Consider the following 12216-nt stretch of genomic DNA (forward strand, 5'->3'; position numbering starts at 1 on the left):
AGCGGTGCTCCTTAAGGCGGGATAGTCTTGCGGGCAGACTCTCCGAGGGATTTCTTATTGTGATCGGGCCGTTTTCAAGCCTTGGGTTACTTGATCGCGTTTTTGCGTTTTTGTTTCCGGGTGTGTTGTTTTTGTTGCTCAACGGTTGCGCCAGCGTCAGCTATTACGGCCAGTTGGCCAGTGGACAACTGCAATTGCTGCGCGCGCGCGAACCTGTGGAAAAGGTCATCGCCGACCCAAGCCGTGACGCAACTCTGCGCGCCCACCTGGCCCAGTCGCAGAAGGCGCGCGCCTTCGCCAGCGAACACCTGCACTTGCCCGACAACCAGAGCTATCGCCTGTACGCCGACATTGGCCGCCCGTTCGTAGTGTGGAACGTGTTCGCCACAGCAGAGTTTTCCCTGACCCCGCAAAACCACTGCTTCCCGATTGCCGGCTGCGTTGCCTATCGCGGCTATTACAACCAGAGCGCCGCGCGGGGCGAAGCGGCAATCCAGCGCCTGCAAGGCATGGACGTGGCGATTGGCGGCGTCGAGGCTTACTCGACGCTGGGCTGGTTCAACGACCCGATTCTGAATTCGATGATGGGCTGGGGCGATGAGCGTCTGGCCACGCTGATCTTTCATGAACTGGCCCATCAACGGGTCTATGTGCAGGACGACACCGAGTTCAACGAGTCCTTTGCCACGTTTGTCGAGCAAGAAGGCACGCGGCAATGGCGCGCGTTTCGCGGGCTGCCAGCGGAGTCGGACGCCAGGCTCAAGCAGCGTGACCAGTTCATCGGGCTGATACTCGACACGCGTTCACGGCTGGAGAAGCTGTACGCGCAGCCATTGGCGGCCGAGCAGATGCGCGAGCGCAAAGCCGCGGAATTCGAACGCTTGCGCCGCGATTATCGGGCCATGAGGGACAGCCAGTGGGCCGGGGACAAGCGCTATGACGCCTGGGTGAGCGCGCCGCTGAATAACGCGCGGTTGTTGCCGTTCGGGCTGTACGACCAGTGGGTGCCGGCGTTTGCCGCGTTGTTCAGGCAGGCTGGAGGGGATTGGTTGAGGTTTTATGCCGAGGTCGAGCGGTTGGGGAAGTTGCCGGTTGGTGAGCGCAAGGCAGCTTTGAAAGGACTGGCAGATCCAGATAGCTGAGGTGGTTGTGAGGACCTCATCGCGAGCAGGCTCACTCCTACAAGGGAAATGCATTCCAACTGTAGGAGTGAGCCTGCTCGCGATAGCCATCTTATCAGCGCTGCAAAAACGCCTGATGCAACTCGGCCAGTGTCTGGAAATGATAAGCCGGCGCCTCGGCCGTCAACTCCTCGAAACTACCAAACCCATAGCCCACCGCCACCGCCTCCAGGCCATTGCTGCGCGCCCCGATCAGGTCGTGTTTACGATCGCCAATCATCAGGGTCTGCGTCGGATCCAGCCCTTCTTCGGCGAGCAAGTGTGCAATCAGCTCGACCTTGTCGGTCCGCGTGCCATCCAGTTCGCTGCCGTAAATCACTTTGAAATGCCGGGCGAAATCAAAATGCCGCGCGATCTCACGGGCAAACACCCACGGCTTGGACGTCGCGATGTACAACTGGCGTCCCTGGCCGCTGAGCGTTTCCAGTAGCGGCGTCACCCCGTCGAACACGCGGTTCTCGTAGAGACCAGTGACTCTGAAGCGCTCACGATAGAAATTCACCGCGTCCCAGGCCTTGGCCTCGTCGAAATCGTAGAACTGCATGAACGCTTGCAGCAGCGGCGGGCCGATGAAATGTTCCAGTTTGCTCAGGTCGGGTTCATCGATGCCGAGCCTGGCGAGGGCAAACTGAATGGAACGGGTGATGCCCTCACGCGGGTCAGTCAGGGTGCCATCGAGGTCGAACAGTACGGTTTGATGATGCATGGAAATTCCTGGGCAGTGGCGAATCGATTCAGAGTGTGTCGTAGCCTTCGGCCAGATGCAGGTCCTTGAGCTTCACATAGTTCGCCGCGCTGTAGGTGAAGAAGGCGTTTTCCTTTTCGCTCAAGGGCCGCACCTGTTTCACCGGGCTGCCCACGTAGAGGAACCCGCTTTGCAGGCGTTTGCCCGGCGGCACCAGGCTGCCGGCGCCAATGATCACGTCGTCCTCAACCACCGCACCATCCATGACGATGCTGCCCATGCCGATCAGCACGCGGCTACCGACTGTGCAGCCGTGCAGCATGACTTTGTGGGCAATCGTCACGTCATCGCCGATCAATAAAGGGAAGCCGTCCGGGTTGAACGGGCCGGCATGGGTGATGTGCAACACACAGCCATCCTGGACGCTGGTGCGCGCGCCGATACGGATCCGGTGCATGTCGCCGCGGATCACCGTCAATGGCCAGACGGAGCTGTCTTCGCCGATTTCGACGTCGCCAATCACCACCGCGGAGCCGTCGACAAACGCGCCTTGGCTCAACTGCGGGGTGTGATTCTGGTATTTGCGAAGGGACACGATTAGTTCTCTCTCTGTCGCCGATAGCTGCGGTGAGTGTCGATTGTAATTAAGATGGGCGCATGTTTCTTCCAGCCAAGGTGCCAACCGTGAGCGTGAACAACCCTCTGCTGCAGTCCTACGACCTGCCACCGTTCTCCACGATCCGTGCCGAACATGTCCTGCCGGCCATCGAAACCATTCTGGCCGACAACCGCGCTGCGATCGCCGACATCCTCAAGACCCAGGGCCAGAACCCGACCTGGGCGGGTCTGGTGCTGGCGATGGACGAACTCAACGACCGCCTCGGTGCAGCGTGGAGTCCGGTCAGCCATCTTAACGCCGTGTGCAACAGCGCCGAGCTGCGCGAAGCTTACGAGTCATGCCTGCCGGCCCTGAGCGCCTACTCCACCGAAATGGGCCAGAATCGCGAGCTGTTCCAGGCCTATGAAGCCCTGGCCAACAGCCCGGAAGCGGCCGGCTTCGACGTGGCGCAAAAAACCATTCTGGAACATGCCCTGCGCGATTTCCGCCTGTCGGGTATTGATCTGCCGGAAGCGCAACAGAAGCGCTACGCCGAAGTGCAGAGCAAACTCTCCGAGCTGGGCAGCCGCTTCTCCAACCAGTTGCTCGACGCCACCCAGGCGTGGACCAAGCACGTCACTGACGAAGCCGCCCTCGCCGGCCTGACCGATTCGGCCAAGGCGCAAATGGCCGCTGCCGCTCAGGCCAAGGGCCTCGCCGGCTGGCTGATCACCCTCGAATTCCCTAGTTACTACGCCGTGATGACTTACGCGCAAGACCGTGCGCTGCGTGAGGAAGTCTACGCTGCCTATTGCACCCGCGCCTCGGATCAAGGCCCGAACGCCGGTCAGAATGACAACGGTCCGGTGATGGAAGAGATCCTCGACCTGCGTCAGGAATTGGCCGGCCTGCTGGGTTTCGCCAGCTTCGCCGAGCTGAGCCTGGCCACCAAAATGGCTGAGTCCAGCGACCAGGTACTGAGTTTCCTGCGCGATCTGGCCCAGCGCAGCAAACCGTTCGCCGAACAGGACCTGCAACAGCTGCGCGCCTATGCCGCCGAACAGGGCTGCAGCGATCTGCAAAGCTGGGACAGCGGTTTCTATGGCGAGAAGCTGCGTGAACAACGCTACAGCGTTGCCCAGGAAACCCTGCGCGCCTACTTCCCGATCGATAAGGTGCTGGGCGGTCTGTTTGCCATCGTCCAGCGTCTGTACGGCATTGAAATCGCCGAACTCAAAGGCTTCGACACTTGGCACCCGGACGTGCGCCTGTTCGAGATCAAGGAAAACGGCCAGCACGTCGGCCGCTTCTTCTTCGACCTCTACGCCCGCGCCAACAAGCGTGGCGGCGCGTGGATGGACGGCGCCCGCGACCGTCGCCGGACTGTTGACGGCGTGCTGCAAAGCCCGGTAGCCAATCTGGTCTGCAACTTCACCCCGGCGGACAGCGGCAAACCGGCGCTGTTGACCCACGATGAAGTCACCACGCTGTTCCACGAGTTCGGCCATGGCCTGCATCACCTGCTGACCCGCGTTGATCACGCCGGCGTATCGGGTATCAATGGCGTGGCCTGGGACGCGGTCGAGCTGCCGAGCCAGTTCATGGAAAACTGGTGCTGGGAACCGGAAGGCCTGGCGCTCATTTCCGGTCACTATGAAACCGGCGAACCGCTGCCTCAGGACCTGCTGGAAAAAATGCTCGCGGCGAAAAACTTCCAGTCCGGCCTGATGATGGTGCGCCAACTGGAGTTCTCGTTGTTCGACTTCGAACTGCACGCCACCCACGGCGATGGCCGCAGCGTGGCGCAGGTGCTCGAAGGCGTGCGCGACGAGGTTTCGGTGATGCGTCCGCCAGTCTACAACCGCTTCCCCAACAGCTTTGCGCACATCTTTGCCGGCGGTTACGCCGCGGGTTACTACAGCTATAAGTGGGCAGAAGTGCTGTCCGCCGATGCCTTCTCGAAATTCGAAGAGGACGGCGTACTCAACGCGGATACCGGTCGCGCCTTCCGCGAAGCGATTCTGGCCCGCGGCGGCTCGCAGGCACCGATGGTGCTGTTCGTCGACTTCCGTGGCCGTGAGCCGTCGATCGACGCGCTGTTGCGTCACAGCGGCCTGAGTGAGGACGCGGCAGCATGAGCGAGGGGCCTGTAATCACCAAGAAACGCTTTATCGCCGGGGCGGTCTGCCCGGCGTGCAGCGAGCCGGACAAGTTGATGATGTGGAACGAGGACGGCGTGCCGCACCGCGAGTGCGTGGCCTGCGGTTATTCCGACACGCTCAACGAACAAGGTCTGTCGGTGCCTAAAGAGCTGGGCACGCGAGTAAACACCAGCGCCTTGAAGCCTGCGCCGGACAAAAAGGTTCAGGCGGTACAGTTCTTTCCGAACCCGAAACTGAAGAAAAAGCCCGACGAGCCACAGTGAGTCGGCACCGCCCCCCTGCCGATTGTCGGATGGGGGGTGGTAACTATCTACCACCTCGCCCCTGCGCTTCCTGATTAGGCTGGTCAATCCAGCCATACTTCATGGAAGACGCCATGCCTGACACCAATCCGCTGCTACAACACTGGACGCTGCCACTTTGGTCGGCGGTGCGCGCCGAGCACCTGGTGCCCGCGATCGAAACGATCGTTGCCGACAACCAACGGATCATCAAAAACGTCATCGCCACTCAGGTGGAGCATCCCAACTGGGACGATGTGGTGATCGCCATCGATGAAGCCGACGCGCGCCTGCACGAAACCCAGGCGGTCATCGAATTCCTGACGGTGATCCGTTCCAACGATCCCGACTGGTTACAGCAGAGCGCCCTGAGCAGCGTTATCGCAGAACAGTTCATCGCTGCGAAAAGCACTAATCCGGCATTGCTCCAGACCTGCCAACGGCTGGCAAACAGTTCGATTGCGGCCAGCTTCAGCGCGTCACGCAAAGCCTCGCTGGCGAAGATCCTGCGTGAATTTCAAATGGCGGGAACCGGACTGCCGGGCGCTCAACGGGAAAAACTGGCGCAATTGAACGTCGAGATCGACCTCATGCAAAAGCTGTTCATGAGCAATCTCAACGCTGCCAGTGCCGCCTGGAGCAAGCACATTATTGACGTCTCCCTCCTGGCAGGGCTGACGCCCGCCGTGCAGGCGCATCTGGCGGCCAATGCAAAACAGGCAGGACTTCCCGGCTGGCGACTGACACTGGAGCAGAACACTTATCAGCAAATCATGATTCAGGCGCAAAATCGCGCGCTGCGCGAGGAGTGCTACAGGGCGTATTGCACACGTGCTTCGGATCAGGGGCCTGATGCCGAACACCTCGACAACGAGCCAGTGTTGATGGTGTTGCTGGCCTTGCGTCACGAAAAAGCCCGAACACTGGGCTTCGACAATTTCGCGCAGTTGCGCCTGCATGATCGTATGGCCACTGACACCTCTCAGGTCAGCGGTTTTCTGCGCAGACAAATAGCGCTCAATGCCGCCTCTCTGGCGGTTGAAACCGAGGAATTGCAGGCTTTCGCTCGCGAGCAGGGCATCGAGCAGGTCGAAGCATGGGATCAGGATTTTCTGGCTGAGCAGTTTCGTCGCCAACGCATGGACGGCGCGCTGGATGACTTGCGCGAATATTTTGCGCTGGACACCACGTTGCGCAGCCTTTGCCGATTCAGCGAGCATCTGCTCGGGATCAAAGTCAGCGAAGACACCCAGGGCGAGCGCTTCGACGATAACGTCCGCCTGTTCGAAGTCAGCGAGCATGGTCAACCGATCGGCTACGTCTATATCGACCTGTTTCGCCGCGAGGCCGGCACTGACTATGCGTGGACGGGTGTGTTGCGCAACCGCAGAATCAATGCCGAAGGCCGACCAGCGCTGCCGATTGCCTCGCTTCACAGCAATTTTACCGCCGCAGCCGCCGGCCATGAAAACCTGCTGTCGCACCATGACCTGCGCGTATTGCTGCACGAGTTCGGGCATTGCCTGCACCACGTCCTTACCCGTTCGCCGCATTACAACCTCTCGGGTATTTCGCAACTGAGCCGCGACGCTGCCGAATTCATCGGGCAGTTGTTTGAACAATGGGCGCACTCGCCAGAGTTTCTGCGCTGGCTGGCCATTCATCACAAAACCGCCGAGCGCCTGTCCGAAACCCGGATAGCCACCGCGTTGACCGCCCTTGACGCACAACGCAGCCGGGAAACCGCCAGGTTATTGATGAGTGCGCTATACGATTTCGAGCTGCACCGCAGTCACGACGACGGACGCAGCATTGCGCAAGTATTCGACGACGTGCAACGCGAATTCACCCACTTGCCGATACCGGATTACTGTCGGTTTGCCAACAGCTTCGATTATCTGGCAACCGGGTACGAAGCTTCGGTGTACGCCTATAAATGGTCAGGGGTGATGGCCAGCGAAGCCTTCAAACGCTTCGAGCGCGAGGGCGTGTTCAACCCGCAAACGGGCCGGGATCTGCGCGAGACGCTGCTCTCGGGCGATACGCAGTCACTGCCCGCCGCGCTGGAAACCTTCCTTGGCCAACCAATCAGTCACGCACTGTTTGCCGGGCTGCCGAACTGATCAGCGCTGAACATGAGCCGAGTCGAACCAGCTTTTCATGGAGCAGATGGCGAATGCACTGGTGCTGCATTCGCCATTGACCCAGGCTTCACGCAGCCGGTCGACATCGACTTGCATCACGTAGCGCACACTGTCGCGAAAGTGCTGGCTGTCGCCAAAGCCGCCCTCGGTCATCTCCTTGAGCGCCTGCTCTTTGGTCCAGCCCTGCACCACCAACCGGTACATCGCCGCCATCAGACCGGTGCGATCAGAACCGTGCTTGCAATGCATCAGCACCGGGCCGTCGGCTTCGGCGGATTGAATCGCGCGCAAGACCTTGAGCACATCGCTGTCATCGACATGATTGGTGCGATACGGCAACTGCACCTGCTTGATGCCAGGATCCGACAGCCAGGCGCTGTCCGCTTCGGGCAGGAAATTGATCACCGTGACGACATGCAGATTTTTCAGTAGCGGCACCGCGCCAGCGCTGGGCAAGGCGCTGCGATACAGCGTCGGTGACAGGCGGAACAGGTTGAACTGCGCCTCGACTGGCTGCGCCCACTCGGCCGGGCGAGACTGCATCGCGTCGGCAGCCCGGGCGGCGATGCCATGCAACAGGGCAATCAGGGAGAAACACAACACAGGGAAAAAGCGCACTTGGGACATGCTGGGCTGACCGTTTCGGCAATGTTCGTTGAAGGAACTGCAGCTTCGGTGTTTGGCGGTCAAGGCGTCGTGAGCAGGCCGTCAAAGAATCGTGAACCGCTGCGTTCGCGGCTTTTTTCCGCGCAAGCGGTTTTTCTTGATGCTTAGCCTGCTACCATTTGTCACATGATGTTGCAGACGTGTCGCCTTTTCCCGGGCCAGACTTCCGTCATCGCAACGCGAAATCCCTCGAGCTGCTCGCAGAAGCGGCTGACTTTTTTGCCTGATGAGGTGCCCTTCCATGTCTGATCAAGATCAAGACAACCCGCGGCGTGAGTTTTTACGCAAATCCCTGACCCTGATCCCGGTGGTCACCCTGGCCAGCACCGGCCTGGGCAGCAGCGTGCTGCAAGCCGCCCCGCAAAGCGCGCCAGCGGCTGCCGCGCCACAACCTGCCTCCGCCGATGCGCAGGTTTACCAGCCGAACTACTTCACCGCCGAAGAATGGGCGTTCATCAACGCCGCCGTCGCGCAACTGATCCCCAACGATGCCCAAGGCCCGGGTGCGCTCGAAGCCGGCGTGCCGGAATACATCGATCGTCAGATGAACACGCCGTATGCCGCTGGCGCCCTCTGGTACATGCAAGGCCCGTTCAACGCCGACGCCGCGCCGGAAATGGGCTGGCAGAGCAAATTGGTCCCCAAGGACATCTATCGCCTGGGTATCGCCGCCACGGACCAGTGGGCAAAAGCCCTCAACGGTAAAACATTTGCCGAGCAAGACAGCGCTACCCGAGACGAATTGCTCAAGCAACTCGAAGCCGGAAAACCACAGTTTGACGCCGTTCCGGCGAAGGTTTTCTTCAATCTGCTGCTGCAAAACACCAAGGAAGGCTTCTTCTGCGACCCAATCCACGGTGGCAATAAAGGCATGGTCGGCTGGACCCTGATCGGTTTCCCCGGCGCTCGCGCCGATTTCATGGATTGGGTGGAACGCAACGAGCCATACCCCTTCCCGGCAGTGTCGATTCGCGGCGAGAGGGCGTAAGGATGGCAACGGTAATGAAGAAGGTTGATGCAGTCATCGTCGGTTTCGGCTGGACCGGCGCGATCATGGCCAAGGAATTGACCGAAGCGGGTCTCAATGTGCTGGCGCTGGAGCGCGGGCCGATGCAGGACACCTACCCCGACGGTAACTATCCGCAGGTGATCGACGAACTCACCTACAGCGTGCGGAAAAAACTCTTTCAGGACATCTCGAAAGAGACCGTCACCATCCGTCACAGCGTCAACGACATCGCCCTGCCGAACCGCCAGTTGGGCGCGTTCCTGCCGGGCAACGGCGTCGGCGGTGCCGGATTGCACTGGTCGGGCGTGCACTTTCGCGTCGATCCGATCGAGTTGCGCATGCGCAGCCATTACGAAGAACGCTACGGCAAAAGCTTTATCCCCAAGGACATGACCATCCAGGACTTCGGCGTCAGCTATGAAGAGCTGGAGCCGTTCTTCGACTTCGCCGAAAAAGTCTTCGGCACCTCCGGCCAGGCCTGGACCGTGAAAGGCCAATTGGTCGGTCAGGGCAAGGGCGGCAATCCTTATGCGGCGGATCGTTCCAACCCGTTCCCGCTTGAAGCACAGAAGAACACGGTATCGGCACAGCTGTTCGGCAAAGCGGCTACAGAAGTCGGTTACAAACCTTACAACCTGCCTTCGGCCAATACTTCCGGGCCGTACACCAATCCCTACGGCGCGCAGATGGGTCCGTGCAACTTCTGCGGTTTCTGCAGCGGCTACGTCTGCTACATGTATTCGAAGGCCTCGCCGAACGTGAATATTCTGCCGGCGCTCAAGCCCCTGCCGAATTTCGAACTGCGGCCCAACTCCCATGTGCTGCGGGTCAACCTCGACAGCAGCAAAACCAAAGCGACCGGCGTGACTTACATCGACGGCCAGGGCCGCGAAATCGAGCAGCCGGCGGATCTGGTCATCCTCGGCGCGTTCCAGTTGCACAACGTGCGCCTGATGCTGCTCTCCGGCATCGGCAAGCCGTACGACCCGATCAGCGGCGAAGGCGTGGTCGGGCGCAACTTCGCCTACCAGAACATGGCGACCATCAAGGCGTTCTTCGACAAGGACACCCACACCAACAACTTCATCGGCGCCGGCGGTAACGGCGTGGCGGTGGACGACTTCAACGCGGACAACTTCGACCACGGCCCGCACGGCTTCGTCGGCGGCTCACCGATGTGGGTCAACCAGGCCGGCAGCCGACCGATCGCCGGTACCTCGAACCCGCCAGGTACTCCGGCCTGGGGTAGCGCGTGGAAACGTGCGACTGCCGATTACTACACCCATCAGGTGTCGATGGACGCCCACGGCGCGCATCAGTCCTACCGCGGCAATTACCTCGATCTCGATCCGGTGTACCGCGATGCCTACGGCCTTCCGTTGCTGCGGATGACGTTTGACTGGCAGGAAAACGACATCAAGATGAACCGCTTCATGGTCGAGAAAATGGGCAAGATCGCTGAGGCCATGGGCCCGAAAGCCATTGCGGTGATTGGCAAAAAAGTCGGCGATCATTTCAACACCGCGTCGTACCAGACCACCCACCTCAACGGTGGCGCGATCATGGGCACCGATCCAAAGACCAGCGCGCTGAACCGCTATCTGCAGAGCTGGGACGTGCACAACGTGTTCGTTCCGGGGGCATCGGCGTTCCCGCAGGGGCTGGGTTACAACCCGACCGGTCTGGTCGCGGCATTGACCTACTGGTCGGCGAAAGCCATCCGCGAGCAGTACCTGAAAAACCCCGGCCCGCTGGTTCAGGCTTAAGGAGCGATGACCATGAAAAACCTCGTTATCGCCACCCTGGTCCTGCTCGGCAGCGTCTCCGTTCATGCCGCTGAAGCTGATCAGAATCTGATCAAACAGGGCGAATACCTGGCCCGCGCCGGTGACTGCGTGGCCTGCCATACGGCCAAGGGCGGCAAATCGTTCGCCGGCGGACTGCCGATGGAAACGCCGATCGGCACGATTTACTCAACCAACATCACCCCGGATAAAACCGGGGTGGGTGATTACAGCTTCGAGGACTTCGATCAGGCGGTGCGCCATGGTGTCGCCAAAAACGGTAGTACGTTGTACCCGGCGATGCCGTATCCGTCTTATGCCCGTGTCAGCGAAGGCGACATGAAAGCGCTGTATGCGTATTTCATGCACGGCGTCGAACCGGTGGCGCAGGACAACAAGGCCAGCGACATTCCGTGGCCGCTGAGCATGCGCTGGCCGCTGATGGGCTGGCGCTGGCTGTTTGCGCCAAAGGTCGAGGACTACCAAGCGACAAGTGACGATGCGGTGATCAATCGCGGCGCTTATCTGGTCGAAGGCCTCGGCCATTGCGGCGCCTGCCATACCCCGCGCGCACTGACCATGCAGGAAAAATCCCTGAGTGCGGCGGACGGCAGCGAATTCCTCGCCGGCAGTGCGCCGCTCGAAGGCTGGATCGCCAAAAGCCTGCGCGGTGATCACAAGGATGGCCTCGGTAGCTGGAGCGAGGAGCAACTGGTGCAGTTTCTCAAAACCGGACGCAGTGACCGCAGCGCGGTGTTCGGCGGCATGAGCGATGTGGTCACTCACAGCATGCAGTACATGACCGATGCCGACCTGACCGCGATTGCTCGCTATCTCAAATCGCTGCCGGCCAGTGATCCAGCGGATCAGCCGCATCAGTACGATGCGAAAGCGGCGAACGCTTTGTGGAACGGGGATGACAGCCAACCCGGCGCCTCGGTGTACATCGACAACTGCGCGGCGTGCCACCGCACCGACGGCCATGGTTACACCCGGGTGTTCCCGGCGCTGGCCGGCAATCCAGTGCTTCAGACGGACGATCCGACTTCTCTGATCCACATTGTGCTGAAGGGCGGCACGCTGCCGGCGACACACGCCGCGCCATCGACCTTCACCATGCCGGGTTTCGCCTGGCGTCTGTCGGATCAGGAAGTGGCGGATGTGGTGAGTTTTATACGGGGCAGCTGGGGTAACAAGGGAGCGTCGGTAAGCGCTGATGAAGTCAGCCATTTACGCGCCAGCGATATGAGCAGCACGTCCAACGATGATCTTGGTCAAGTGACCCAGAGCAAATAAAAAACTGCCCGCCTATATAAGGCGGGCAGTTTTTCATGCATTTCAAATTTCAACTTTGAGCATTTAACAATGTCATGGATTCATGATATTGACGTAAGCCTTGGCCAATGCCAGCAACTTGTTCTTGTCATCCGCATCAATATCACCGTCGCCATCGATATCCTTGTCATTACGCACATCGAAAGTTTTTCCTCCATCATAAGAGGCGGCAATAATAATTCGCGAATCCAGCAGGGACTCGGTCGGAACCGCATTGCGCGCGTCCCAGCCGGCTTGCTTCAGCGCGAATTGTATCGACACCAGTACTTCGTCTGGGTCAACCGGAGTTGGGCCGAGTTTTTGCAGAAAGATGCCACGCTGGTTGAAGCTGGACATTATTAATTCCTTTTAAATAGAGTTATAAGAGTTGC

General features: G+C 60.0%; 11 protein-coding genes. 7 read left to right on the top strand and 4 right to left on the bottom strand.

Annotated features, from left to right (window positions below; translation table 11 throughout):
* Positions 1–59 precede the first annotated feature (59 nt).
* Positions 60–1142, top strand: a complete 1083-nt coding sequence (locus HU739_RS17125; RefSeq protein WP_186546314.1) for an aminopeptidase — start codon at positions 60–62, stop codon at positions 1140–1142.
* A gap of 94 nt (positions 1143–1236) precedes the next feature.
* On the opposite strand, the gene HU739_RS17130 is transcribed toward HU739_RS17125, so the two are convergent.
* On the bottom strand, positions 1237–1887 hold the full coding sequence (locus HU739_RS17130) for an HAD family hydrolase (RefSeq protein WP_186546313.1): 651 nt from the start codon (positions 1885–1887) through the stop codon (positions 1237–1239).
* A gap of 28 nt (positions 1888–1915) precedes the next feature.
* Positions 1916–2461: a gamma carbonic anhydrase family protein gene (locus HU739_RS17135; RefSeq protein ID WP_186546312.1), complete on the bottom strand. Its 546-nt coding sequence runs from the start codon at positions 2459–2461 to the stop codon at positions 1916–1918.
* A gap of 62 nt (positions 2462–2523) precedes the next feature.
* Here HU739_RS17135 and prlC point away from each other — a divergent pair, with 62 nt between their 5' ends.
* From prlC to HU739_RS17150, 3 genes are all read left to right on the top strand, one after another.
* Positions 2524–4602, top strand: coding sequence for an oligopeptidase A (gene prlC / locus HU739_RS17140; RefSeq protein WP_186546311.1), 2079 nt, complete (start codon positions 2524–2526; stop codon positions 4600–4602).
* Positions 4599–4889, top strand: coding sequence for a YheV family putative zinc ribbon protein (locus HU739_RS17145; protein WP_186546310.1), 291 nt, complete (start codon positions 4599–4601; stop codon positions 4887–4889). The genes prlC and HU739_RS17145 overlap by 4 nt, the downstream gene beginning before the upstream one ends.
* Positions 4890–5002: 113 nt before the next feature.
* Positions 5003–7030 (top strand): M3 family metallopeptidase, encoded by a 2028-nt coding sequence (locus HU739_RS17150; protein ID WP_186546309.1) that lies wholly within the window; start codon positions 5003–5005, stop codon positions 7028–7030.
* Here HU739_RS17150 and HU739_RS17155 read toward each other — a convergent pair whose 3' ends face one another.
* Positions 7031–7678 (bottom strand): phosphatase domain-containing protein, encoded by a 648-nt coding sequence (locus HU739_RS17155; RefSeq protein ID WP_186546308.1) that lies wholly within the window; start codon positions 7676–7678, stop codon positions 7031–7033. It abuts the gene before it with no gap.
* Between the two features lie 280 nt (positions 7679–7958).
* Between HU739_RS17155 and HU739_RS17160 the strand changes: the two genes are divergently transcribed.
* The 3 genes from HU739_RS17160 to HU739_RS17170 are packed head-to-tail and all read left to right on the top strand — an operon-like array spanning position 7959 to position 11806.
* Positions 7959–8705 (top strand): gluconate 2-dehydrogenase subunit 3 family protein, encoded by a 747-nt coding sequence (locus HU739_RS17160; RefSeq protein ID WP_186546307.1) that lies wholly within the window; start codon positions 7959–7961, stop codon positions 8703–8705.
* 2 nt (positions 8706–8707) lie between these two features.
* Positions 8708–10492: a GMC family oxidoreductase gene (locus tag HU739_RS17165; protein WP_186546306.1), complete on the top strand. Its 1785-nt coding sequence runs from the start codon at positions 8708–8710 to the stop codon at positions 10490–10492.
* 12 nt (positions 10493–10504) lie between these two features.
* Positions 10505–11806 (top strand): c-type cytochrome, encoded by a 1302-nt coding sequence (locus tag HU739_RS17170; RefSeq protein WP_186546305.1) that lies wholly within the window; start codon positions 10505–10507, stop codon positions 11804–11806.
* A gap of 72 nt (positions 11807–11878) precedes the next feature.
* On the opposite strand, the gene HU739_RS17175 is transcribed toward HU739_RS17170, so the two are convergent.
* Positions 11879–12181, bottom strand: coding sequence for a hypothetical protein (locus HU739_RS17175; protein WP_186546304.1), 303 nt, complete (start codon positions 12179–12181; stop codon positions 11879–11881).
* Positions 12182–12216 lie beyond the last annotated feature (35 nt).

Source organism: Pseudomonas hamedanensis (assembly GCF_014268595.2).
Classification (GTDB): domain Bacteria; phylum Pseudomonadota; class Gammaproteobacteria; order Pseudomonadales; family Pseudomonadaceae; genus Aquipseudomonas; species Aquipseudomonas hamedanensis.